This is a genomic window from Prosthecobacter sp. GW821-HT29F12 (genome assembly GCF_058803405.1).
Genome location: NZ_CM179517.1, coordinates 7,446,775 through 7,469,112 on the forward strand (window position 1 = coordinate 7,446,775; position 22,338 = coordinate 7,469,112).

The following is a 22,338-nucleotide window of genomic DNA, read 5'->3' on the forward strand; positions in this document are numbered from 1 at the left end:
TTCACCATGAGATCCATCGTCCTTCTGCTTCTATCCGTTGCATCCATCCTGGCCCAGACTCCATCTGCACCGCTTGCCACGGAGATCCGTTCGATCATTGATGAGTACGAAAACTCGGTGCGTGCCAATACGCAGAAGCTCATCGCCGCTACCACCGAGGAGGAGAAGAACAAGTTTCGCGCCAGCATCCCCAGTGCCGGACCTTATGCCACCAAGATGCTGAAACTGGTGCAGGCAAACCTGGATCAGCCGGACGTGGTGAAAGGGGTGAACTGGCTCGTGACGGGCGCGGCGGGTTTTCCCGAAGGGCAGGAAGCGCTGAAGATGCTCGGCACCACCTTTGCGGATCGCGCGGGCATCGCCGAAGCGGTGAAGCAGCTTGAATACCACGGCCTGCCAGCCGAGCCGGTGCTGAAGGCTGTGATCGAAAAGAACACGCATCGGGACGAAAAAGCTGCCGCGCTCTATGCTCTGGGGGCCATCCACTTTAAAAACTTCGACGCCTCTGCCGATCGTGACTCCGCTGCCGCTTCAAAGAGCAAGGCGCTTGAGTGTTTTCAGCAGCTCTACGCCGATTATGAGGACGTCACCATCCAGGGCTTCAAGCTCTCAGATTCTGTCGCCAAAATGTTCTTTGAGATGACCAGCCTTCAGGTCGGGTGTGAAGCGCCGGAAATCGAGGGCAAAGACGCCGATGGCGTGAGCTTCAAGCTCAGCGACTACCGTGGCAAATACGTCATCGTCATCTTCTGGGGCGGCTGGTGCCATGCCTGCCACGGTACTCTGCCGCTGATGAACCAGGCCGCCGCGCAGCTCAAAGACAAGAATGCCGTCGTGATCGGTGTGAACACCGACATCGAGACCGAGGCCAAAAAAGCACTCGCCGATTACCAGGTCAGCTTCCGCAACGTGCTGGACAACACCAGCAGCGGCCCCAACACCACCCTCTACAACCTGCGCAACTTTCCCACCCTTTATCTCATCGACCCCAAGGGCCTGATCGCGATCAAAAACGGGTCTTTGGACGCGATGGTGGCTCAGATAACCGCTGCCAAATAGACGGCTTGAGTGGGAAATAGCGTCCATTGGAAGCCCATGCCGATGGATTGAGACCTGAAATTTTCGGCTCCCTAAATGGTTTAGAAGTATTAAAAACTTGCCATTTCTATGAAAAACCATAATTATACGGTATTATAAGGCCGAATTTAGGCGCTCCGTCCTCATGCTTCCACTCATCGATCAGATCCTCAAAGACTCGGGTTGTGCCGATCTTCCTGCTGTGCGGCAGGCGGTGGAAGAGGCGTGCTTCAATCAGACCTCCTTTGTGGATGCCGTACTGGATTGCGAAGGCGTGCGCGAGCGTGATTTCCTGACGGCCCTGGCCAAGACTCTCAGCCTGCCGTGGTGGGAGCCGAAGGATGAAGATCAGCCCACAGAGCAAGGAATGCGCCGCATGCTGCCGGCGGAGATCGCTCTGCGTCATCGGTTGCTGCCCGTTTTCACTGAAGAAACGAAAAACGATGACGGTTCGGAGACAGAGCGAACGCTGCATATTGCCACGTTTGATCCCCTCAGTCTTGTGGCTCATCAGCGTGTGGCCGCGAGTCTTTCGATGCCGGTCGTCTGGCATGTGGGGCAGCGCACCCGCATTGTTGAAGGCCTGCAAAAGCTCTATGGTCTGGGTGCGGACACGTTTGAAAAGATCCTGCGTGGTCGTGCTGACTGGGGCGCGGAAGATTTGAAGGATGAAGTCACCGTGCTCGATGAACCTGAGGACGAAGAGGCCTCGGTGGTTCGCTTCGTGAATCAAATCATCCGCCGTGGCCTTGAACAACGCGCCACGGATATTCACGTGGAGCCTCAGCAGGATCGCCTCCGCATTCGCTACCGCATTGACGGACGTCTCGAAGAACTGCCCGTGCCGGAGAACATCAAGTCGTTGCAGGCCTCCGTGATCGCCCGCCTCAAGATCATGGCCCGTCTCGACATCGCCGAGAAGCGTCTCCCACAAGATGGCCGCATCAATCTCGAACTCGACGGCCTCGGCATCGACGTGCGCGTGGCCACCATCCCTTCGGTCGAAGGCGAAAGCATCAGCCTGCGCCTTCTCGCGCAGCAGCAGGTCACGGTGAATCGCCTCGGTCTGACCGACAACATCCGTCCCGTAGTCGATGAACTGCTGAAACTGCCCAACGGCATCATTCTCATCACCGGTCCTACCGGCAGTGGTAAATCTACCACGCTGTACGCCTTCCTCACTGATCTCAATCAGACCCATCGCCGCATCGTCACCATTGAAGACCCCGTGGAATACAAGATGCCCGGCATCGTGCAGATCGCGGTGAAGCCGGAGATCGGCCTCACTTTTGGTGCAGGACTGCGCAGCATTCTGCGTGGCGATCCGAACGTGGTGATGATCGGGGAAATGCGCGACCTCGAAACTACGGAGATCGCCGTGCGCGCCGCTCTCACCGGTCATTTGGTTTTCAGCACCCTTCACACGAATGACGCCATCGGCGGCATCACACGTCTCATCGACATGGGCGTGGAGCCCTTCCTCGTCTCCAGCGCCGTACGTGCCTTCTTCGCTCAGCGACTCGTGCGCAAACTCTGCCCCGTGTGCAAAACACCCACCGAGGTGGAGGAGAGCTACCTCAAGTCCATCGGCTTTCCGTCCCATCTGTCCGGCAAAATCATGCGTGCCGTGGGTTGTGAGGCCTGCCGTGGCAGCGGCTTCCAAGGACGTCTGTCCATTTATGAGGTCTGCCTCGTCACCCATGCGCTGCAGCACCTCATCAACAGCCGTGCGCATCCCGCCGAGTTTCACAAGCAGGCCCTCAAGGATGGTTACATCCCCATGCGCGGCTATGGTTTCCAGAAAGTACTCAGTGGGGAAACCACCATCGAGGAAGTCCTCAGCGTCACCGCCGCCAGCGATCGCAATCACGCGCCGCAGACGACCTCCATGCCTTCCACTCGTTTAGCCGCCTAACCCATGCCCACCTTCGTTTACAGCGCCAACGGTCCTTCCGGTGTCATCACCGGTGAGCTGTCTGCGTCGGATCGCAGTGAAGCGTTTGCATTGCTCGGGAAAAAGAAAATTCAGCCCATCAAGCTCGAAGCCGCAGGTGACGCCAAGACATCCGCAGGCTCTGCCGCCAAGGCCAAACAAAGTGCAGCAGCCGCCGAAGCCATCCCGGGTGGTCCCATCAAGCTCAAGCTTCCGCAGGTGGTTCTCTTCATCGAAGAACTCTCCGACCTCGTCGGTGCTGGTATCCAGCTTGAGCCGGCGCTCGCGACCATGGAGCGCCGTCGCGAACTCTCCGGCATCAAAACACTCGCCACAGTGCTGCGCAGCAAGGTGCGCGATGGCATGGCGTTCTCGAAGGCCATTGCGGCTACCAGTCCCAGCTTCGGCAAGCTCTTCTGCGCGCTCGTCTCGGCGGGTGAAGCCAGCGGTTCGCTGAGCACCATTCTAAAGCGTCAGGCGCAGTACATGCGCTCCCTGCAGGCGCTGAAGTCCAAGGTGCTCTCCGCGCTGCTCTATCCGGCATTTCTCATCGTCGCTGCTGTTGCCGTCACCCTGCTGTTCGTCGTCTATCTCATTCCGAAACTCACAGAGATGCTCGATTCGACCGGCGGCTCGCTGCCATTCGCCGCGCAGATCATCCTGAAGATCAGCGACACCTTCAAGGCCACCTGGTGGATGGTCATCCTCGGCGGCATCGCCGCGTACATTCTCGGCAAGGCATGGGTCTCTCGTCCCGAGTCCGCCATTCCCTGGGCGCACTTCAAACTTCGTCTCCCACTCTTCGGCGGCATCTTCCGCGCACGCTTTTACGTGCAGTTCCTGGAGACGATGGCCAACTTGCTTGGAAACGGGCTCACCATGGTACAGGCCATGCAGCTCACCCATCAGGCCATCGACAATCCTTACCTGCAGCAGGGCTTCGAAAGCGTCATGCGCAATGTCGGCGAAGGCGTCGCTCTTTCCCGTGCGCTGGACCGCAGCGCTCAGTTCCCCCCGCTGCTCATCGACATGGTGAACGTCGGCGAGCAAACAGGCGACATGCCTGCTGCACTCGAACGCGCAGCCGAGCGCTTTGACCGCGAGCTCAGCAAGAAGATCGACACGCTCGCTGCGCTCATCCAGCCCCTCATCGTCTGCCTCATGGCCGGCATGGTCGGCCTCATGGCCTACCTCATGATGACCACCATCTTCCAGACCATTTCAAGCATCAACAAGTAGCCGCCCGGCCCCATCCACACACACATGAAACACACCCAAACCCAACCACGCCTCCCGACGTCCGGCTTCACCCTCGTCGAGATGATCCTCGTGCTCGCCATCGTGGCGCTCCTTGTGGGCGCGGCCATCGTCAATTTTGGCGGTGTGCTTGAGGGCGGCAAAAAAACCACCGCAAAGGGCAACATCAGCAGCATCACCTCGGCTCTGCGTGCCTATGAAGTGGACAACATGTTCCTGCCCACCACGGAGCAAGGACTCTCCTCTCTGGTTGAAAAACCCACCAGCCGCCCCGCTCCGCAAAGCTGGAGCCCCAAGCTCAAGAAGCTGCCCATCGACCCCTGGGGCAACGCCTACCACTACCGCCGCCCCGGCGTGAAAGACAAGACCGGCTTCGATGTCTATTCGGCAGGTCCGGATGGAGTTGCCGACAACGCTGACGACATCGGCAGCTGGGACCAGTGAAAGTGACGAACGAATAAACCGGAATGACGAATTTCAGAAACATCACGAATTCGACGCCTGCCGCGCTGAAAGCTCAGCGTGGCATTCGTCATTCCCGCGCAGCGGGCTTCACCCTGCTGGAGATCATCGTCGCGATGTCGATCACACTGCTGATCATTGGCATCGCCACTGTCAGCATCTCCGGCGTGCGCGCCGAAGACAAACTGCGGCGTGCGGCGGCCATGATCGAAACCACCGCCCGGCAAAACATGCTGCAGGCGCTCAACAGCCAGCAGACAGTACGCATGGAGCTTTCCGCCGGTGCGTTTGGCACGAGCGATGAGTTCAGCGGCATGCTGCAGGTGCGTCGCTATGGCGAAGTCGCCTTCCGCAAGCCGAAACGCGGCGAAGCCTGGGAGTTCAGTCCCAGCGGTATCTGCGAGCCCATCGAAGTGCGCATCAGCGGCCCGGCAGGACAGATCGAGATCGGCTTCGATCCGCTCACTGCCTGTGCAAAACGCAAATCCGTTCAGGTCAAAGGATGAAACACACTCGCACATCCTCATCTGCGCATGGTTTCGCCTTGTTCGAAATCATTCTCGCCCTCGCATTGTTCTCGCTCGTGGCCGTCAGCATGACGCGCGCGATTGAGGAGATTGCCAAGGCATCCACCTCCGCGCGCCAGGAGGCGCAGGTGCTGCGCGTGCTGGAGTCCGTGCTCGCCGAGGTCGCGCATCAGCCCGAGTTCAAGGCCGCCAGCATCTCCTTCAATCCCACCGCCGATCACATCGACGCCAGCGCCACGATCGAGAAGGTTGAACTCATCAACAAAGACAAGGTCAAACTCGACCACATGTTTCGCATCCGCGCCGAAGCATGGATCAATGACGGGCGCACGCGGCGCATGAAACGCAGCATGGAAACCTATGTGTATTCGCCCCACAGTCCGATCTAAGGCCGCGTTCACGCTGCTCGAAGTCATCATGGCCATGGCGCTCATCGGTTTCATCCTGAGCGCCGTCTATGGCGTGGCCAATGGTGCCATGCAGTTGGGCAAATCCATGAGCACCGCTCGCGTGGCTGAGACCCGCATCAGCAACTTCGTCACCCAGTGGCGCGACTATCTGGAAACCATGGACCCGGGCATCCAGCTCAGCGCCGGGCTGGAAAAAGTCGCTCGCGGGGCCTCGGGCAATATGTTCATCGCCGGAGGTCACATGCCCTTCGCTTGGGAGCGTCATTTGAAGCTCGCCGATGCCGTCGAGTTTGGCGTCGTGCGCAACCGGGAGACCAAAGACCTGAGCCTCGTGGTGCGTCACTTCAAACTCAACCCCAAGGCCCGCACGCCGGGAGAATACAATCTCATCGCAGAACTGCCGATCCTCGACGGACTCAAGCAGATGCAGTGGCAGTTCTATGAGCAGGAGGAAAAGAAATGGTACACCAGCTGGGATCCGAAGAAGCGCCCGCAGCCGCCGCTCTTCATGAAGCTCAAGTTTGCCTTCACCGCCGACCCGCGTGAGCACGAGTACACCTTTTGGATCGCCAACGACCTCGCTCAGGTCAGCGTGCCACAGGCACCACCACCGCAATGACGAATGAACCTCCAACGACCGAAGAAGGAATGATGGGCGGCAATGCCTGTCAGGAAGTCCACGCTCGTCGTTCAGGCTTTGTCATTCCTTCGTCGTTCACACTCCGTCGTGCGTCCTTGCAGCGCGGCTCCGCACTCATCGTGGTGTTCTGGATGATCGCGATTCTCGGCATGGTCATGTTTGCAGGTGCCAAGTCTCTGCAGGCTGACTCCCAGTACACGCGTATGATGCGGGGCCGCATTTTTGCCAAACGTTATGCGGAAATGGGCCTTGAGGTGGCGCGTCATCCCGTCATGCGGGAGGACGATCCTCTGCTGCACTTCAATGCAGACGATGGCGGTGGCTACAACGTCAAGCTCGTGGCCGAGGAGGCGCGGCTGAACGCCAACCATCTTATCCAGACAGGTGACAAGGTGCTGCTGCGCCGGTTGTTCACCAGTTGGGGCTTCAAGGAGCAGTTTGTCTCCGCTTTGTGCGATGCGTTGAAGGATTGGGTCGATGCTGATCAGAATGTCAGTCTCAATGGCGCCGAAAAACGCGACTACGAAAAGATGGGTTTTGAAGGCATGCCGTTCAATCGCCCGTTCAAGGAGGTCGAGGAGATGCTGCTCGTGCGCGGCATGGACATCGTCAACGCCGAACGCCCCGACTGGCGCGAGTGGTTCACCGTCTTTGGTGATGGCCGCGTAGATATAAATGACGCCCGTCCTGAGCTCATCGCGCTGCTGGCCGATCTGCCGCTGGAGCGCATTCAGCCGCTGCTCACGCTGCGTGCCGGACGCGATGGCGCGCTGCACACGCAGGATGATGTGCGGCTCAGCAGCGTGCCGCAGGTGGCGCAGTTGCTGGGCGTCTATCAACCGCAGATCCTTCAGCAGCTCACCCAATGGATTCAATTCGCCGGTCCCATTCGCCGCATCGAAAGCGTCGGTTCCCTCGGACCTCTGCAACGCAAACTCATCCTCATCACGCAGGACGGCAAGGCCGTCTGGCGTGGTGAAATCCCCGCCCATGGCAAAAACACGTAAACCTCCCTGCGAGCTGCTGCTCCCCGGCGCACAAGTCTGGCAAAGCTGGATGGGTGCGGAGGGCGCCTCATGCCTGCTGCACGCCGAGCAAAGCGCCGAGGGCGCAAGATTTGGCAAAGACGCCCAGCGCCGTGTTCTCGCACTTCCCGCCGTTCATTTCTGGGCGCTGCCCGCCTGGCTCAAGGGCCAGCCCGAGCACCTGCGCAGCATGGCGTTGCTGCATCTCGAACGCATGGGCATCAAAGCCGAGGATGATGAGGCCACGGTGCAGGTGCGCAACATGCAGGGAAAGGAAGGCGCGTATCTCACTCGCATCCTTGCACTCAAGGATCTGCCATCGCCGCTTACCGACACCGCACGGCTGCCTGATGAAGTCACTCTGCACGCGCTGTGCTACCCGATGGTGCAAAACAGCCTCACGATTTTCCGTGAGCTCGGTCGCCTCGTCGTCGCCATCACCAGCGGATCGCAGTTGATCTATTGCACCCCGCTCTCCGCGAACAAGCTGGATGGCAACGCACTCGCAGAGCTGAACAACATCTGCCTGCAGCTCGGTTTTCAGGGCGTGCTTGGCAGGCTGGAAAGCATCGTGCTGTGGATTGACGAGGGCGACATCACGCAGATCCAGCGCGTCACTGGTTTGGCTGCCTACCGCTGCGACATGCCGGCACCCACCATGCCTGAGCGCGGCTCCAGCCTGCTCATGCCGCAGGATGTCACTGCCGAGCGTCAAAGCCAGACGCGCCGCGCAAAGACACGCTTCATGGCGCTGGCGGCTGGAACAGTGATCGCCGCGGCCATTGCCCTCGTCGCCACGCTGACATCGCTGGCCTTGCAGGAGCGCAACCTGCTGCGTGAAAAGGTTGCCGTTCTCACGCCGCGTGCCTCGCGGGTCATGGATCACAAAAAAGCGTGGCAGGAAGTTGCGCCTGCCGTGGATCCCACCACCTGGCCGCAGCAGGTTCTGCTGCACCTCATGGAGCCTGAATCATCCAAGGAAGTTTCCATCACGCATTGGGAATGGACCCCTGAGCGTATGAGTCTGCGTGGGCGCATGCCGGACGCTACTCTGGCGTTCAAGTACACCCAGGAACTCAAGTCGATCGAAGCTCTGGCTCCTTTCGCATTAAACGGGCCGCCGCCAGCCTTTGCCAGCGACGGCAGCGCCAGCTTTGAGATGAAGGGAGGACCGGGCGAATGAAGAAGAGTGAGAAAGTGCTGCTCGGCGTCTTCGCCTTCCTGTTCCTCGCCATCATCGGCGGTGGTGGGCTCATGTACGCCTTCAACAACTACTCGGCCATTCGCGAGGAGAACGACACTTTACGCGACCGTCTCGCCGATATGAATCTCGCCATCTCGCAGGGCGCTGATTGGGCGGACAAGTACGGCTGGCTTGAGGAGCATTGCCCGAACTTCACCAGCCGCCAGGAGGCTTCAGCCAAGCTGCTGGAAGTCATCACTGCCGAGGCGGAAAAAAAGGGCATCAGCATCGGCGGCAAGGAGTTCATCGAAGCCGCCCGCGTGCTGGGGCCCGACGGTCTGCCGCTGGAGGAAAACCTCGGCTATTTTGACAAGGCCACCGTAAAGATCACCCTCGCAGGCATTCAGGAGCAGGCCTTCTTTGGCTGGCTCCATGCACTGCAGCAGCCGCAGAGCTTCCTCGGCATCACCCGCATGCAGATCAATCCCAGCGGAACGAACAAGACCATCAACGCCGAGGTCGAGTTCACGCAGTTTTACCGTGAGAAATCGGCACCCAAGGTCAGCAAAGCAAACTAGCCATGAAACTTTCCACATTATCATTCTCTCTGCTGGGGCTGGCGATGTTTGCCCCTCATGCATATGCCCAGGAGCCACAGAAGAAAGACGCCACCCCCGTGCCGTTTCCAAAGCTGCAGCACTTCGCCCCTTTGTGGGAGCGCTCCATCTTCACCACCAAGGATCTGCCTTCACCCGATGCACCCACGGGGCCGAACTTCGCCGACAACCTTAGCCTCTCCGGCATCTATGAGATCGACGGCGGTGTCGTCGCTGTGCTGGTGGATCGCACCACCTCGCAGGTCATGGAGGCGCGCATTGGTTCAGAAAACGAAATGGGCATCAAGATCCGCGCGGTCAAACCTGGCGAGAGCGTGGACAAGACCCGCATTCAATTACAAAAGGGAGATCAGGCCGGCTGGATCAGCTTCGCCGATCTCTCCGCCGCACCACCCGTCGAGGTCAGGAGTGCCATTCCCACGCAGCAGTCTGCAGCACCGAATCAAGGCATGGGCATGCAGCAGCGTCGAACCATGAACACCCCGCCTGTTCAAACAGGACTGCCGCCCAATCCGATTCTTCCTCCGCCATCCACTCCGGTCCCCGGTGGTGCGCCCAGACCTGCTGCGCCACGGATCAATGATGTGCCGCTGCCGCCGCCTTGAGGAAGACAAAAGGACATAGGAGATCCGCCATCATGGCTTGCCAAACAGCAGTCTGATGGAGAAGAGTGCCCTCATGCCCCACGTTCCAGGTCTTCGCAGTTGCTACGCCAAGGTTGGCCGCCTCATCTATTTTGGTCGCATGCTCGACAAGATCCGTCTGCACGCTGCAGCCAAACTTCCGGCCGATTATACGGCACAGCTGGGTGACACGCAGTTTTACACTCTCGATGGCCGTTGCTGCCGTTTTCTCGGAGTCCCGTATGCAGTGCTCCAGACACGCGTTCTCGAAGGCGGCACCGACGAGGAAATCCTGAACTGGGTGCATGCCCGCGGCATCGTCCGCACAGATGAAGAGTGCCACATGTGGAACCGTTTCATCGCCAAACTCGGCTGGCGTGACGAACGCTCCGCCGTGCTCCCGCAGCGCATTCAGGACAGCGGCCTCAGCGGCAAGCCCATCGAGACCCTGATCGACCACATTGAGTATGATGAAGGTCGCGATCCGGTGGGCGAGCGCGCTTGGGAAAGCATTTGATCAAACATGGAGCTCACTTCTCCACCGTGATCTGCACACGGCGGTTTTGCTGGCGGCCTTCCGGGTTGTCGCTGCCGTCAGGGTTGTTATTTGGGGCAGCGGGCTTGGTCTTGCCATAGCCTTGGGTGGTGATCATTTTTTCGGGGATGCCTTTCTTTTTCACCAGCCATGTTTTCACGGCATCGGCTCGACGCTGTGACATGTCGAGATTGACCTTGTCGCTGCCTTTCGAGTCGGTGTGACCTTCGACCGTGACTTTGCCTTCGGGAAATTCACCGAGGACCGTGGCGACTTTTTCCAGCAGCACTTCTGCGTCCGGACGCACGGCGGCTTTGTCAAAATCAAAGAGCACGTCTCCTTCCAGCTTCATGGTGAGGGAGGTGGCGGTTTCCTCCACCTGCAGTGCTCTTCGCGCGGAGGCTACCTCCAGAATTTTGCGTTCCAAAGCCAGCTGCTGCTGATCCAGATCGAAGATTTGCTTTTGGAGCGTGAGTTTTTTCTCCTGAAGATCGAGTCGCTGGCGTTCCAGAGAAGCCTGCGGCGTTGAAGGCTTCTCGGCGTTGGCAGTCAGTGAAAAGAAGCACAAGGCCAGGAGGCCGAGTGACATTGTTTGGGGTGGGATGAGGGTTTTCATAAGGATTGCTCATCTCTATTATCGGACGGCAGGGAGCCATCAGGTGGGTGCAAAGACTCGGCATTCTTCAGTGAGCCTTACCTTGGCGGATCTTCTTGACGCTTTCAGCAGTGTGGTTTGCCGCCTGCCTGATAAGGAGAGATTGAGGGCGGCATTTTTTACCTGAAGCGCAAAAAGTGGTTCGCTCTTCAGGTGTATTTCATGGCAAGGTGAATAAAAACAGCCCAATAATTCGGGGGTTGTGCCGCTTTAAAAGATTAGAGAAACATTGCATCAAGCCACTCGATTTTATGTCCCCTGCGAGAACCATGAATTTCAATCTCCCTCACCACTTCCGGTCCTGCTTGCTGCTCTTGATTGCCAATCTCGTGGTGGCCACTGCCGCGTTTTCGCAGAACGTTCAGCAGATCAAGAATGCTCTGGGCTGGGCGGACAGGTGGGGAAATCTGAGCATCTGGTTTGATTTTGACGATGACATGAAGCTCGGTGGCCCAGAAGAATCGGCCCAGCTTCCGGTGCGTCTCCAGTTTTGCAGCGAGCAGCGTTTTGTCGGGCAGGGAATCGGCGGCGAAGGCTGGTGGTTTCCGCTGCTTGAAAGCCGGGTCAAAAAATTAAGCGAGACCAGCGTCAGGCTTTACACATTGAGTGGCAACAGTGAAACCCTGTACAAGGACGCCAAAGACAGCAGTCAGTACGCCACGAAGGACCGGCAGTGGAAGGGCAGAATCAAGGCGGATCATTTCGAAGTTACGGATGACGCAGGTTGGACCTATGACTATTCGGATGGCCGTTTGCTTGCCGCGCTGACCCACAAAGGCGACGTGCTTCGCTGGAGTTATACGGAAGCCAAGGCCACGGCCATTGAATCAAAGCAGTTTGGCCGGTTGCTCTCGGTCACCTACGATCCGAAAACCGGCATCGTTTCCCGGATTGACTACAACAAGGACGCTTCAATCTCCTTCAAGATCGGGACAAAGCCGCAGGTGGCCGCCGCTGCCAGTGGCTCGTCCGTTATCAGCACGGCCACCTCGATCATTGGTTTGACCAACAAGGCTGGTTACAACATGGAAAGTTCCTTGGAGCGGGACGCGCAGAGCAAAATGATGAAGTTGACCGTGAAGGAAAAGGACGGCCCAAAGCCTCAAACGTCACGCACCTTCCAGTGGGATCCAGCGACAGGCTGGCTGCGGCAAGACGGAGACTTCACCTACACGGTCACTCCCAGCAAGGACGGCAAAGAAGCATTTCCTTCGCTGGAACGGGAGAATGCCCGGGGCCAGAAAGAGAGCTACAAGTACTACACTCAAAAAATGGTGGCGGTGCATGCCAAGCTGGATGGAAGCACCATGACATACCAGTATGTGAGCACGCCGGGACCCGCCTTCGGAAAGCTCATGAAGTCTGTCCAAACACTGCCGAATGGGAATGTGAAAACCACCTATGAGGCCTCATTTGATGCTTCCGGCAAAATCGCCAAACTCTTCACCGGTGGTTCGAACATCAAGACGCTGAGGGTCAATTCCTGGGACCCTGCGGAGGCGGTCCCGTTGATCGCTCAATTCCAAACACCAGACAAAGAAGATCTCAACATAGCGGGTCCGAAGAACCTTCTTGTCGGGGCCGTGATTGGCGGTCGTCCTTATGTCTATATGCATGATGAAAAGGGCACGATGACCGGTCGGCTTCATCTGTCCGAATTCTTGAAGCAGAATCGCAAGATCAAACTTCCCGCCAACGCCCCCCAGTGGCTGCTCCTGGCATTGAAGGAGCCCAACCGCCAGTAACCGGAGTGATATTCACTCCCGTGTGATGGTCTCGTCCAGATTCAGCATCACACGGGCCACCGCCTGCCAGGCTTGAGTCTCAGTGGCGTTCGCCTGACGTTCGGCGGCAAGCAGGTGCGTGAGAGCCTTACGTTCGTTGTCGAGCGGCGGGCGGGAGAGGCAGAGCTGGCAGGCGTGGGAGATGCGGGCATCGTCCGTTTTGGCTTCCTTGATCAGGCGTGCGGCCAAAGCCTGCGCGAACTCCACATAGGCGCTGTCATTGAGCAGGGTGAGGGCCTGCAGCGGGGTGTTGCTGCGGATGCGGCGTGTGCAGGTGCTGAAGCCGTCGGGAGCATCAAAGACACTGAGGGCAGGCGGCGGTGTGGCGCGGAAGATGAAGGTGTAAATACCACGCCGGTAGCGATCGCTGCCTTTGCTGAGCGGCCAGCCGCGTTTAACCTGCCCCAATGACATGACGCCCTCAGGAATCGGTGGATAAACAGGCGCTCCACCCATCTTGGGCGAGAGCAGGCCGCTGGCGGCAAGGCACACATCACGCACGACTTCCGCATCCAGCCGCAGGCGGTTCTGCCGCCAGAGCAGGTCATTGTTGGGATCAATGCGGGCTGATGCAGGCCGAATCGTGGAAGCCTGTTGATACGTCGCGCTGGTGACGATGAGCTTGTGCAGGTGCTTCAGGCTCCAGCCGTGCTCCATGAAATCCACGGCGAGCCAGTCGAGAAGTTCCGGGTGCGTGGGAGGACGGCCCATGGTGCCGAAATCATTTTCCGTCGAGACGAGGCCTCGTCCAAAGTACTGCTGCCAGACGCGGTTTACGATGACGCGTGCGGTGAGCGGGTTCTTCGGATCAATGAGCCATCGCGCGAGGGCGAGGCGGTTAGCCTTGGTCCCTTCTGGCAGCGGCGGCAGCACGGCCAGGACACCGGGCAGAACTTCATCAGATGGCCGGGTGAAATCCCCTTTGATGAAGAGCGTCGTCTTGCGCGGCTGCGGCAGCTCCTTCATCACCAGGGTGGTGGTACCGTTTTTGAAGATGTTGTCGAGTTCGAGGTGCCGGTCATAGAGCGGATTGAAGACGCTGTCAGACGTGCCGGTCATGGCTTTGAAAAGAATGCGCTGATCAGCAGCACCACGTTTCGCGGCGGGCTTGGCCAGGGACTTGAGAGCTTCGGCATCAACCAGCTTTTTCGATTGGTCACCCAAGGTCTTTTCCCACTCCTGCAGCACGGCGATTCTCGCCTTGATGTGCGCATCGATCTGCTTGAGCACCTGCGTGTGCTCGGCTTTCAGCTTGTCGAGATCCTGCCCCGGATCAGGCACGGGCAAAGTGGGCTCGTCCTGGTTGTTGAGAAAAGCGAAGAGCTGATAGTACTCGCGCTGGCTGATCGGATCAAACTTGTGATCATGGCACTGCGCGCAGCCGATGGTCAGTCCCAGCCAGACCGTGCCGGTGGTGGCCACGCGATCAAAAATGCTCTCGATGCGGAACTGCTCTTTATCGATGCCGCCCTCCTGATTGATCTGCGTGTTGCGATGGAAACCCGTCGCGATGAGCTGCTCGCGCGAAGGCTTGGGCAGCATGTCGCCCGCGAGTTGTTCCAGTGTGAACTGGTCGAAGGGCTTGTCCTGGTTCAAGGCATTGACGACGTAATCGCGATACGGCCACATGCTGCGCGGGGCGTCGATGCTGTAGCCATTGCTGTCGCCGTAGCGCGCCTGATCAAGCCACCAGCGGCCCCAGCGTTCGCCGTAGTGTTTGGAGGCGAGCAGTCTTGTTACCAGTTCCTCACTGTTTGACGCCGGCTGTTTGAGAAAAACAGCCACTTCAGCAGGCGTCGGCGGCAAGCCGGTGAGGTCCAGATGGAGACGGCGGATGAGTGTGGCAGGTGCGGCAGGAGGCGAGGGCTCCAGCCCTGCCTTGCTAAGACTTGCGCGAATGAAGGCATCAACGGGATGCATGCTGCCACTCTGCGGCAGCGGAGCTTTCACTGGCGCGATGAAGGCCCAGTGCCGGTCATCGCTCGGAGCTTCCTCAGCGGGTGCATGTGCGCCTTCAGCAACCCACTGCCTGATGAGCGCGATCTGTGCAGAATCCAGCGGCCCGCGTTTGTAGGGCATTTGCGGGATTTCTGCGTGAGTCCCAGAGACGACCTGCACGAGGAGATCTGGCAGTGCGGCGCCATGCTTGCCGCCAGAGCGCGCACCCATGGCGGTGTCGAGCTTGAGCTGGGATTTCTGCGTGGTCGCACCGTGGCATTTCACGCAGTGCTGTTGCAGCAGCGGTTTGATCTGCGTGGTGTAGTCCACCGCCGCATGGCTGGCGGCAGTGCAGAGCAGGAATGTGATGAAGGTGCAGCGGAGCATTCGAAAAAAGGAAAAGCAGGACGGACAGAAGGTACGTTGAAGGGCAGGGGGCTTCTTCCGCGTTCTGGCAAACGCATCCACAAAAAAGCCGCACTCGCGCGGGGCGGGTGCGGCCTTGATGACTGTGGGGAGTCAAAGAGTCAGACGGCTCAGGCGTCCTTCTTTTTCTTCGGGGTCAATTCTTCCAGCGTGAGGGAGCCGTCGCTGTTCTTGTCCATCTTGCCGAAGCGCTCGGTGGCCTTGGCTTCGTCCTTCTTGGCATTTGGAGAAGCCAGGAATTCTGCCTTGGAAACTTTGCCGTCTTTGTCGGTGTCGAGTCTCTTGAGCATTTCCTCGGGATTCATCTTGGGCTTGCCCTTGTCGCCTTCGGGCTTCTTGGGGGCATCACCCTCAGCGGCAAAGGTGGTCACTGCGGAGAGAGCCAGGATGGCGAGGAACGAGGTAATAACTTTCATATGGATCTGTATTGGGTTGTTGATTTGGAGCTCAGGATGCTGGGGACCAGTCCCGTGCGTGCCGGGTTAAACGAGAAGCCGCCCATTTCGTTTCGATAAAAGATGGTTCTTTTTTATGAACCGCATCGGGGACCTCCCTGATGCAGGCATAAAAACGCCGCACTCGCGCGGGGCGGGTGCGGCGTGGTGACTTGTGAGAGTCAAAAGTCAGGCGACTCAGTCGTCTTACTTCTTCTTGGGAGCTGCGGTGAATTCTTCCTTGGAAAGGAAGCCGTCTTTGTCCTTGTCCTTTTTGGTGAATGTGGCCTCGGATTTGGCAGCATCCTTGGAGCCCTTGAGGAACTCTTCCTTGGAGACCTTGCCGTCTTTGTCAGCATCCTTCTTGGTGAACATTTCTTCCGGGGTCATCTTGGGCTTGCCCTTGTCTCCTTCGGGTTTCTTGGGAGCGTCACCCTCAGCGGCAAAGGAGGTGACGGCGGACAGCGCCAAAATGGCGAGGAATGAGGTAACAGCTTTCATGTGGATCAATGTTGGTTTGTTGATGGAAAAGCGCTGGGTGCTGGGGGCGTCCCCAGTCCGGTGCGTGCCGTGTTAAACGGAAAGGACCTCATTCCATTTCAAAAATTCACAGAGGAATTTTTCGGCTGCAAATTTCCACAACGAATGCAGTTCACAGCAAACGTGCCGCTGCTTCCGCCAGCGCACTGCGTTCACCTTTGACCAGAGGAACGTGAGCCGCAAACGTCTGCCCGCGCATGCGCTGGCGCGTGTACACCAGGCCATTGCTGCGGCTGTCCACATAAGGATTGTCGATCTGTGCCGGATCACCGACGAGCACGAGCTTCGAGCCACGTGACATGCGCGTGACGATCGTCTTGGCCTCCAGCGGCGTAAGCTGCTGCGCTTCATCCAGGATGAAGAAGCGGTCTGGAATGCTGCGACCACGGATGTAGCAGAGCGCCTCCACTTCGATGACGCCCTGCTGAATCAGCGGGTCATACGGCGCGGCTGGTGTGGCCATCTGCTGCTGCGGCTCGGGCATGAAGCGGTTCTTTTTGCGGGCCGGGCCCTGCTGTGTGCCCTCCATGGGCCGCATCAGGAGGTCCAGCGCGTCATAGACGGGCTGCAGCCATGGGCGCATTTTTTCCTGCAAGGATCCGGGCAGGAAACCAACGGTCTGACCCATGGCAACGATGGGACGGCTCACAGTGACACCGTGGTAGGTGCGGTTAAACACCTGCTGCAAGGCTGCCGCGACGGCGAGCAATGTCTTACCGGTACCTGCTTGGCCGTAGCAGGTGACGAGGCTGATCTCAGGATCAAGCAGCGCATCCAGGAAGCAGGCCTGCCCCAGATTCATCGGTTTGATGGCACGGCCCTGACCGACCTTGATCGACTCCGGCGTGTGGTGCAGGCGGACGAATTCACCATTGGTGCTCAGCTTCGCAGGCATGGTGGCTTTGTCTCCGGCGGTGAGCAGAGCGTAGTCGTTCACCACCATCCCCACGGTACGAGTCTCTGGCACGGAAAGACAGCCGCTGCTCGCAAAGCGCTGCAGCTCATGCTGGCTGACTTCCACACGGGCGATGTCAAAGTTCGCGACCTCACGCGGCTCCACTTTGTCATGGAGGTAATCTTCGCACTCAATGCCCACCGCGCGTGCCTTGAGCTGCATGTTCAGGTCCTTGCTGACGAGAATGACCGGCGGTGAAACCTGCTCACTCAGCCAGAGCGTGCAGGCCAGGATGCGGTGGTCGGCTTTGTCCAGATCGTGGAAAATACGCTCAAATCCCTGCACGCTGGCGTGCTTGCGCGCCTCAGCAGGATCATAGACAGCCACGCGGATGCTGCCGCCGCCATCGGTCGGCACTCCTGTGGTGACGGACGCTCCCTTGTTGGAGAAAATTTTCATCAGCGCCCGATGCACCTCGCGGGCGTTGGAGCCGCGTTCAGTCATCTCGTTTTTGAAGCGGTCCAGTTCACTCAGGACATCGACCGGAATGCAGATGTGATGCTCGGCAAAGCGGTGAATGCAGGCGGGATCGTGCAGCAGGACGTTGGTGTCGAGAACGAAAGTCTTGGTGGCGGTCGGGGTGCTGGCGCGGCGGCGGCGGGAGGAGGAGGCAGAATTCACAGAAACAGGACCAGGGTCAGAAGCGCGGGTGGAAATGACAGAAGAGATTACCGATGCTGGGTGGTCGTCACGGTCCATGGTGTTTTAGTGGGTGTAGTGGTTGCCTGCGTTGAAAAAGGCGGGGACAGCTTTTCGTTGGCGCGGGGGAGAGCCAAACGTACCGATCCCGAAATGTGATTTTTTGAATGAATCACGGTAATTGCTGAAGAGTGTCAGAACGTGCAGTGGCTGGCAAGAACTTATTCACAAAGACGAAGTTATTCACAGTTGGTGGCACGTTTCTACCACCCCATGAACGCACAGCTCAGGCCAACGTGTGTATCAACTTTATGAATGTGCCGAAAAGGGCACTTCAAAATATTCCAAAGCCCATTCCCTCATGTAGCGCACCTGGTTTGGAACAAAGCGGTAAATGATCAGTTCGGGATTGTCGATGCTGCCGAGATAGGCACGCAGCAAAGGATTGGCAGCCCAGATTTCCTCCAAAAGAGGTCGTTCAGTGACGATCTCGGCCGCAGCGGTGATTCGCACCTGATTGTCCTGATCATCCTTGTAACACAATTCAGCCTTCGGATTGCTCGCCAGCTCGTGCGTCTTGCCATAGCGGCGCAAATTGGCGACATAGACCGTGAAGCCGTCCGTGCGCACGGGTGAAACAGGTCGCACCCGTGGCTGATCTCCATCCACCGTGGCCAGCATGGGAAACTTCGCGGCAAGCATGGTGGCCTGCGCGAGTTGCGGCAGTTCGGCGGGATCTACAGGCTGGGGCTGAGGGCGGGACATGATGGGTGACGATACGCAGTGAGATTAAGCTGTCCAATTTGCGGCTATTTTTGGAGTACCCAAACGGCAGTGCCCAGCTAGTCTGCGCACCATTCTCCCCGATGAAAAACTTTCCCACCGTCTTTCAGCGCAATGCGTTATGGACAGCCATCACCGCCGTGTCGATCACCGTCATCGGTGCGCTGTCCATCGGGCTGATCTATCTCGCGACGCAGGTGATGGCTTTTCTGCAGCCCATTCTCGTACCTTTCGCTGTGGCAGGCGTGCTCGCCTACCTGCTGGAGCCCGGCGTGGAGTGGCTGGAGCGGCGCGGCCTAAACCGCCAGCGCTCTGTGCTGCTGGCCTTTGCGATGTTCACGCTGGCCATGGGCGGTCTGGGCTGGTGGATCGTGGTGAAGTTGGACGATCCCGCCCACCATCTGGCAGACCGCGTGCCCGTCTATTATGCCAAGGCGCAAAAGGCGGTGATCGAGTTTTCAGCGAAGATCGAAAAGGACTACGACATCAAACTGTTGCCCCGGATAGAGTCGACCGCTGCTCCTTCGCCTTCGTCTGAAGCAGCACCAGCGGGGCAGGGGGCAATCCCGGCAGTAAAAGAGGGCAATGAAGCACCTGACGCCGATTTTCAGGCCTTGTTACGTGGTGACTGGGTGAAGACCACGCTGCCCAAAGTCCCCGGCATCGTCTGGACCTTCCTCCGAACCAGTGTGGGTGGTTTCCTCGGCGTCTTTGGCTTTCTGCTCTCTTTCATCATTGTGCCCTTGTACCTCTACTATTTCCTGATCGAGAGCGCCAATATTCAGGAGCGGTGGTCAGATTACCTGCCACTAAGGGCCTCGGCCTTCAAAGACGAGCTGGTGAGCTGCCTGAACGAGATCAACAGCTACCTCGTCGCCTTCTTCCGTGGCCAGCTTTTTGTCAGTGTGATCAATGGCATCGCCACGGGCATCGGGCTGATGATCGTGGGGCTGGATTTTGGCCTGCTCATCGGTCTGGCGCTTTGCCTGGCGGGGATCATCCCTTATCTGGGCATCGTCTTGTGCTGGATACCGGCGGTGATCATTGCCTCCGTGCAGGGAGGGAGTGCGTGGATTTCTGCGGACCCTTGGTGGGTCATGCCGCTGGCGGTGACCGGGGTCTTCGCCCTGGTGCAGCAGGTGGATGCCCTGTTCATCACCCCGCGCATCGTCGGCGAAGCCGTTGGGCTGCACCCCATGACGGTAATCGTTTCCGTGTTTGTTTGGGGCCTGCTGCTGGGCGGTCTGCTCGGTGCCATCCTGGCGGTGCCTCTCACCGCCTCGGTCAAGGTGCTCTTCCAGCGCTACGTGTGGCGGGCGCGCATCGCTCCGCAGACGATCGGCGGCTCCAGACGTGAGCAGGCGGTGACGGCATGATCACAATCAGCAATCTCTTATGAAGAACATCCTGCTGATCTTTCTCGGTGGCGGCCTCGGTTCGGTGCTGAGGTATGGCACCGTCATCGGCATGGCGCGTCTGCTGCCCAAGGCCGTCTTTCCCTGGGGCGTGCTCGCGGCCAATATCCTCGGCAGTTTCATCCTGGGCTTCCTCTTCGCCCTGCCTGCCATGAAGGAAAAAGGCAGCGGTCCATGGCTGTTCGCCGCCACAGGCGTACTCGGTGGCTATACGACCTTTTCCACGCTCGCGAACGACTCGTGGCTGCTGATGCTGAACCAGCATTCCTGGCTCGCGCTTATCAATGCCATTGGCAGCATTCTGCTGGGCATCACCGCCGCAGCCGTCGGCTGGTGGGCGGGCAGCAAGCTGGCCTGATAAGCTCAGGCTTCAGACTGAGGCATCTCGAGGGCTGCTTCCGCATCCTCTTCACGTGCGGATCCTACTTTGAGGGAAATTTTGATCCCGTGCTTGGCGGCCGCTGTATTGAGCAAGGAGCGGATCGCGCTGATCGTCATGCCATTCTTGCCAATGACATGACGCACATCTTCCGGTGCCAGCTGCACACGGTAGGCCACGGCACCGTTGATATTAGTGCCGATGGCAATGGTCGCCTGCTGCGGGTGGTCGATTAAATTCGCCACCACATACGAAAGGAACTCGCGGAGGGCTTCCGGCGCGTCCATGGCAGCTTATGCTGGGACTGCGGAAGCGGCGTGCTTGATGAGGCTCTTGACGGTGTCAGAGGGCTTGGCTCCTTGGGAGATCCAGGCATTGACGCGATCAAGCTTCACGACAGCACCTTTGACGCCCTTTTGAGGATCGTAGGTACCAAGGATTTCGAGGAAACGGCCTTCTTTTGGGAAGCGTTGGTCAGCCGCAACAATACGGAAGACTGGACGGCCTTTTTGGCCTTCTTGACGGAGACGGAGAACAACTGCCATGGTACGTGTACGGGAATGGGGTCAGGTTTTGGGGAGGCGCATGGTGGAGACTTTGAGAAGGAAATCAAACGTTTTTTCCCCCTCATTCTCAGGGAGGCTCATGCCAGCACGTCTTTGAGCACATGCCCATGGACGTCCGTCAGCCTCCGTTCGATGCCGTTATTATAGTAGCTCAGGCGCTCGTGGTCGATGCCCAGCAGGTGCAAAATCGTGGCATGCAGGTCGTAAATGGTGCTCACCCGCTCGGCGGCTTTGTAGCCAAATTCGTCGGTCGCACCGTAGCTGAAGCCCTTTTTAACCCCGGCGCCCGCCAGCCAGACCGTAAAGCCCTTGGGGTTGTGGTCCCGGCCATTGGCCCCCTTCTGAAAAGTGGGCATGCGCCCAAACTCCGTCACAAAGGCCACCAGCGTGTCCTGCAGCAGCCCCCGGGCTTTCAAATCCTTCAGCAGCCCGGCCACCGGCTGGTCGAGGATCGGCCCATGCACCGAGTACTGTTGCTCGATGGTCTTGTGCCCGTCCCAGTTGCCCACGCCCTCGCCCATGGCGTAGGAGCCGTTGAAAAGCTGCACAAACCGCACCCCGCGCTCGATCAGGCGCCGCGCCAGCAGGCAGTTCTTGGCGAAGCCGGCCTTTGTCTCATTGCTGTCGTTCACGCCATAAAGATCCAGCGTGGCCTTGCTCTCATTCGACATATTGCCGACTTCTGAAGCCGCGATCTGCATCCGTGCCGCCAGTTCGTAGGACGAAATCCGCGCCGCCAGGTCGCTGTCCGCCGGATGCTCCTGCGCCTGCCGCTGATTGAGCAAATTCACAAACGCACGCGTGTCGCGGTCTGCCGCCTCGCTCACACTCGCAGGGCGGATCAGATTGGGGATCGGCTTGCTCGCATTGAATGCCGTGCCTTGGAAAGCCGCCGGGAGGAATGCCGAGTTCCAATGACGCGGACCGATCTGCGGCACGCCACGCGGATCAGGGATCGCCACAAAGGCCGGCATGTCATCGCACTCGGAGCCGAGCGCATACGTCACCCAGGAGCCCATGCCGGGGAAGCCATCCAGAATGTACCCCGTGCTCATCTGGTTTTCCGCCGGGCCGTGCGTGTTCGATTTCGCCGTCATCGAATGAATGAAGCACATGTCATCCGCCAGCCCCGCGATGTTTGGCAGCAGGTCGCTGATCATCTTGCCGCTCTGTCCGCGTGGTTTGAACTCCCAGATGGGTTTGACGAGATTTCCCTGCGCCCCCTGGAAGGTGATCAAATCTGCCGCGCCCGGCAGCGGCATGCCGTGCCGCTTCACCAGCTCCGGCTTGTAATCAAACGTATCCACATGGCTCATCGCGCCCGAGCAGAAAATCACGAGCACGTTCTTCGCACGCGGCTCGAAATGCGGCGGTCGCGGCGCATAGGGATGCGCCGGATCAATGCGCGGACGAATGGGGTCGTTCGCCAGCAGGCCCTTCTGCGCCAGCAGCGAAGTCAAAGCGATGCTGCCCAGCCCGCTGACGCCTTGATTGAGAAAGTTCCGACGGGATAAAAGATGGTTTTGCATAACAGG

General features: G+C 58.8%; 24 protein-coding genes. 15 read left to right on the top strand and 9 right to left on the bottom strand.

Annotated features, from left to right (window positions below):
- The first annotated feature begins 6 nt into the window (after positions 1–6).
- The 12 genes from AC3RLQ_RS30595 (at position 7) to AC3RLQ_RS30650 (ending at position 10,271) form a co-directional block, all read left to right on the top strand.
- The gene (locus AC3RLQ_RS30595; protein WP_493032780.1) at positions 7–1,059 is read left to right on the top strand and encodes a peroxiredoxin family protein; all 1,053 of its coding nucleotides are present in this window, start codon (positions 7–9) and stop codon (positions 1,057–1,059) included.
- Positions 1,060–1,222: 163 nt separating this feature from the next.
- Positions 1,223–2,992 carry a GspE/PulE family protein gene (locus tag AC3RLQ_RS30600; protein ID WP_493032782.1) on the top strand — a complete coding sequence of 590 codons (1,770 nt, stop codon included), beginning with the start codon at positions 1,223–1,225 and terminating at the stop codon, positions 2,990–2,992.
- 3 nt (positions 2,993–2,995) lie between these two features.
- Positions 2,996–4,249 carry a type II secretion system F family protein gene (locus tag AC3RLQ_RS30605; protein ID WP_493032784.1) on the top strand — a complete coding sequence of 418 codons (1,254 nt, stop codon included), beginning with the start codon at positions 2,996–2,998 and terminating at the stop codon, positions 4,247–4,249.
- A gap of 24 nt (positions 4,250–4,273) precedes the next feature.
- Positions 4,274–4,711, top strand: coding sequence for a type II secretion system major pseudopilin GspG (gspG, locus tag AC3RLQ_RS30610; RefSeq protein WP_422320353.1), 438 nt, complete (start codon positions 4,274–4,276; stop codon positions 4,709–4,711).
- Positions 4,712–4,734: 23 nt separating this feature from the next.
- A complete protein-coding gene (locus AC3RLQ_RS30615) occupies positions 4,735–5,235 on the top strand; it encodes a pilus assembly FimT family protein (protein ID WP_493032787.1) in 501 nt (166 codons plus the stop codon).
- The gene (locus tag AC3RLQ_RS30620) at positions 5,232–5,645 is read left to right on the top strand and encodes a PulJ/GspJ family protein (protein ID WP_493032789.1); all 414 of its coding nucleotides are present in this window, start codon (positions 5,232–5,234) and stop codon (positions 5,643–5,645) included. Before AC3RLQ_RS30615 ends, AC3RLQ_RS30620 begins: the two co-directional genes overlap by 4 nt.
- On the top strand, positions 5,617–6,285 hold the full coding sequence (locus AC3RLQ_RS30625) for a type II secretion system protein (RefSeq protein WP_493032791.1): 669 nt from the start codon (positions 5,617–5,619) through the stop codon (positions 6,283–6,285). The genes AC3RLQ_RS30620 and AC3RLQ_RS30625 overlap by 29 nt, the downstream gene beginning before the upstream one ends.
- Entirely contained in the window at positions 6,282–7,313 is a 1,032-nt protein-coding gene (locus AC3RLQ_RS30630; RefSeq protein ID WP_493032793.1) for a type II secretion system minor pseudopilin, read from the top strand. The genes AC3RLQ_RS30625 and AC3RLQ_RS30630 overlap by 4 nt, the downstream gene beginning before the upstream one ends.
- Complete coding sequence (locus AC3RLQ_RS30635; protein ID WP_493032795.1) at positions 7,297–8,514, top strand: hypothetical protein; 1,218 nt, start codon at positions 7,297–7,299, stop codon at positions 8,512–8,514. The genes AC3RLQ_RS30630 and AC3RLQ_RS30635 overlap by 17 nt, the downstream gene beginning before the upstream one ends.
- A complete protein-coding gene (locus AC3RLQ_RS30640; RefSeq protein ID WP_461526432.1) occupies positions 8,511–9,092 on the top strand; it encodes a hypothetical protein in 582 nt (193 codons plus the stop codon). The genes AC3RLQ_RS30635 and AC3RLQ_RS30640 overlap by 4 nt, the downstream gene beginning before the upstream one ends.
- Positions 9,093–9,094: 2 nt before the next feature.
- Complete coding sequence (locus AC3RLQ_RS30645) at positions 9,095–9,736, top strand: hypothetical protein (protein ID WP_493032797.1); 642 nt, start codon at positions 9,095–9,097, stop codon at positions 9,734–9,736.
- 73 nt (positions 9,737–9,809) lie between these two features.
- Positions 9,810–10,271: a DUF5069 domain-containing protein gene (locus AC3RLQ_RS30650; RefSeq protein WP_493032799.1), complete on the top strand. Its 462-nt coding sequence runs from the start codon at positions 9,810–9,812 to the stop codon at positions 10,269–10,271.
- Positions 10,272–10,284: 13 nt separating this feature from the next.
- On the opposite strand, the gene AC3RLQ_RS30655 is transcribed toward AC3RLQ_RS30650, so the two are convergent.
- Entirely contained in the window at positions 10,285–10,905 is a 621-nt protein-coding gene (locus AC3RLQ_RS30655) for an OmpA family protein (RefSeq protein ID WP_493032801.1), read from the bottom strand.
- 308 nt (positions 10,906–11,213) lie between these two features.
- On the opposite strand from AC3RLQ_RS30655, the gene AC3RLQ_RS30660 reads away from it, so the two are divergent.
- The gene (locus tag AC3RLQ_RS30660; protein ID WP_493032803.1) at positions 11,214–12,689 is read left to right on the top strand and encodes a hypothetical protein; all 1,476 of its coding nucleotides are present in this window, start codon (positions 11,214–11,216) and stop codon (positions 12,687–12,689) included.
- A gap of 12 nt (positions 12,690–12,701) precedes the next feature.
- Here the strand turns inward: AC3RLQ_RS30660 and AC3RLQ_RS30665 are convergent, their stop codons facing one another.
- From AC3RLQ_RS30665 to AC3RLQ_RS30685, 5 genes are all read right to left on the bottom strand, one after another.
- Complete coding sequence (locus tag AC3RLQ_RS30665) at positions 12,702–15,053, bottom strand: PSD1 and planctomycete cytochrome C domain-containing protein (protein WP_493032805.1); 2,352 nt, start codon at positions 15,051–15,053, stop codon at positions 12,702–12,704.
- A 149-nt stretch (positions 15,054–15,202) separates the two neighbouring features.
- The gene (locus AC3RLQ_RS30670; protein WP_493032807.1) at positions 15,203–15,508 is read right to left on the bottom strand and encodes an EF-hand domain-containing protein; all 306 of its coding nucleotides are present in this window, start codon (positions 15,506–15,508) and stop codon (positions 15,203–15,205) included.
- Positions 15,509–15,733: 225 nt separating this feature from the next.
- Positions 15,734–16,027 (bottom strand): hypothetical protein, encoded by a 294-nt coding sequence (locus AC3RLQ_RS30675; protein ID WP_493032809.1) that lies wholly within the window; start codon positions 16,025–16,027, stop codon positions 15,734–15,736.
- Positions 16,028–16,178: 151 nt separating this feature from the next.
- Positions 16,179–17,642: a PhoH family protein gene (locus AC3RLQ_RS30680; protein WP_493032811.1), complete on the bottom strand. Its 1,464-nt coding sequence runs from the start codon at positions 17,640–17,642 to the stop codon at positions 16,179–16,181.
- A 327-nt stretch (positions 17,643–17,969) separates the two neighbouring features.
- On the bottom strand, positions 17,970–18,425 hold the full coding sequence (locus AC3RLQ_RS30685; protein WP_493032813.1) for a pyridoxamine 5'-phosphate oxidase family protein: 456 nt from the start codon (positions 18,423–18,425) through the stop codon (positions 17,970–17,972).
- A gap of 101 nt (positions 18,426–18,526) precedes the next feature.
- On the opposite strand from AC3RLQ_RS30685, the gene AC3RLQ_RS30690 reads away from it, so the two are divergent.
- Together AC3RLQ_RS30690 and AC3RLQ_RS30695 are read left to right on the top strand one after the other, a co-directional pair.
- The gene (locus AC3RLQ_RS30690; protein ID WP_493032815.1) at positions 18,527–19,819 is read left to right on the top strand and encodes an AI-2E family transporter; all 1,293 of its coding nucleotides are present in this window, start codon (positions 18,527–18,529) and stop codon (positions 19,817–19,819) included.
- A 19-nt stretch (positions 19,820–19,838) separates the two neighbouring features.
- On the top strand, positions 19,839–20,216 hold the full coding sequence (locus tag AC3RLQ_RS30695; protein ID WP_493032817.1) for a fluoride efflux transporter FluC: 378 nt from the start codon (positions 19,839–19,841) through the stop codon (positions 20,214–20,216).
- Between the two features lie 5 nt (positions 20,217–20,221).
- Here AC3RLQ_RS30695 and AC3RLQ_RS30700 read toward each other — a convergent pair whose 3' ends face one another.
- From AC3RLQ_RS30700 to AC3RLQ_RS30710, 3 genes are all read right to left on the bottom strand, one after another.
- Complete coding sequence (locus AC3RLQ_RS30700) at positions 20,222–20,524, bottom strand: KH domain-containing protein (protein ID WP_493032819.1); 303 nt, start codon at positions 20,522–20,524, stop codon at positions 20,222–20,224.
- A gap of 6 nt (positions 20,525–20,530) precedes the next feature.
- Positions 20,531–20,782: a 30S ribosomal protein S16 gene (gene rpsP, locus AC3RLQ_RS30705; protein WP_493032821.1), complete on the bottom strand. Its 252-nt coding sequence runs from the start codon at positions 20,780–20,782 to the stop codon at positions 20,531–20,533.
- A gap of 98 nt (positions 20,783–20,880) precedes the next feature.
- Positions 20,881–22,332 carry a DUF1501 domain-containing protein gene (locus AC3RLQ_RS30710; RefSeq protein WP_493032823.1) on the bottom strand — a complete coding sequence of 484 codons (1,452 nt, stop codon included), beginning with the start codon at positions 22,330–22,332 and terminating at the stop codon, positions 20,881–20,883.
- Between the last annotated feature and the right edge of the window lie 6 nt (positions 22,333–22,338).

What these genes read in the sequence shown, in the direction of transcription:
- AC3RLQ_RS30595 (WP_493032780.1), top strand. Translation starts at nt 7, where the DNA reads ATGAGATCCATCGTCCTTCTGCTTCTATCCGTTGCATCCATCCTGGCC.
- AC3RLQ_RS30600 (WP_493032782.1), top strand. Translation starts at nt 1,223, where the DNA reads ATGCTTCCACTCATCGATCAGATCCTCAAAGACTCGGGTTGTGCCGAT.
- AC3RLQ_RS30605 (WP_493032784.1), top strand. Translation starts at nt 2,996, where the DNA reads ATGCCCACCTTCGTTTACAGCGCCAACGGTCCTTCCGGTGTCATCACC.
- gspG (WP_422320353.1), top strand. Translation starts at nt 4,274, where the DNA reads ATGAAACACACCCAAACCCAACCACGCCTCCCGACGTCCGGCTTCACC.
- AC3RLQ_RS30615 (WP_493032787.1), top strand. Translation starts at nt 4,735, where the DNA reads ATGACGAATTTCAGAAACATCACGAATTCGACGCCTGCCGCGCTGAAA.
- AC3RLQ_RS30620 (WP_493032789.1), top strand. Translation starts at nt 5,232, where the DNA reads ATGAAACACACTCGCACATCCTCATCTGCGCATGGTTTCGCCTTGTTC.
- AC3RLQ_RS30625 (WP_493032791.1), top strand. Translation starts at nt 5,617, where the DNA reads ATGTGTATTCGCCCCACAGTCCGATCTAAGGCCGCGTTCACGCTGCTC.
- AC3RLQ_RS30630 (WP_493032793.1), top strand. Translation starts at nt 6,282, where the DNA reads ATGACGAATGAACCTCCAACGACCGAAGAAGGAATGATGGGCGGCAAT.
- AC3RLQ_RS30635 (WP_493032795.1), top strand. Translation starts at nt 7,297, where the DNA reads ATGGCAAAAACACGTAAACCTCCCTGCGAGCTGCTGCTCCCCGGCGCA.
- AC3RLQ_RS30640 (WP_461526432.1), top strand. Translation starts at nt 8,511, where the DNA reads ATGAAGAAGAGTGAGAAAGTGCTGCTCGGCGTCTTCGCCTTCCTGTTC.
- AC3RLQ_RS30645 (WP_493032797.1), top strand. Translation starts at nt 9,095, where the DNA reads ATGAAACTTTCCACATTATCATTCTCTCTGCTGGGGCTGGCGATGTTT.
- AC3RLQ_RS30650 (WP_493032799.1), top strand. Translation starts at nt 9,810, where the DNA reads ATGCCCCACGTTCCAGGTCTTCGCAGTTGCTACGCCAAGGTTGGCCGC.
- AC3RLQ_RS30655 (WP_493032801.1), bottom strand. Translation starts at nt 10,905, where the DNA reads ATGAAAACCCTCATCCCACCCCAAACAATGTCACTCGGCCTCCTGGCC.
- AC3RLQ_RS30660 (WP_493032803.1), top strand. Translation starts at nt 11,214, where the DNA reads ATGAATTTCAATCTCCCTCACCACTTCCGGTCCTGCTTGCTGCTCTTG.
- AC3RLQ_RS30665 (WP_493032805.1), bottom strand. Translation starts at nt 15,053, where the DNA reads ATGCTCCGCTGCACCTTCATCACATTCCTGCTCTGCACTGCCGCCAGC.
- AC3RLQ_RS30670 (WP_493032807.1), bottom strand. Translation starts at nt 15,508, where the DNA reads ATGAAAGTTATTACCTCGTTCCTCGCCATCCTGGCTCTCTCCGCAGTG.
- AC3RLQ_RS30675 (WP_493032809.1), bottom strand. Translation starts at nt 16,027, where the DNA reads ATGAAAGCTGTTACCTCATTCCTCGCCATTTTGGCGCTGTCCGCCGTC.
- AC3RLQ_RS30685 (WP_493032813.1), bottom strand. Translation starts at nt 18,425, where the DNA reads ATGTCCCGCCCTCAGCCCCAGCCTGTAGATCCCGCCGAACTGCCGCAA.
- AC3RLQ_RS30690 (WP_493032815.1), top strand. Translation starts at nt 18,527, where the DNA reads ATGAAAAACTTTCCCACCGTCTTTCAGCGCAATGCGTTATGGACAGCC.
- AC3RLQ_RS30695 (WP_493032817.1), top strand. Translation starts at nt 19,839, where the DNA reads ATGAAGAACATCCTGCTGATCTTTCTCGGTGGCGGCCTCGGTTCGGTG.
- AC3RLQ_RS30700 (WP_493032819.1), bottom strand. Translation starts at nt 20,524, where the DNA reads ATGGACGCGCCGGAAGCCCTCCGCGAGTTCCTTTCGTATGTGGTGGCG.
- rpsP (WP_493032821.1), bottom strand. Translation starts at nt 20,782, where the DNA reads ATGGCAGTTGTTCTCCGTCTCCGTCAAGAAGGCCAAAAAGGCCGTCCA.
- AC3RLQ_RS30710 (WP_493032823.1), bottom strand. Translation starts at nt 22,332, where the DNA reads ATGCAAAACCATCTTTTATCCCGTCGGAACTTTCTCAATCAAGGCGTC.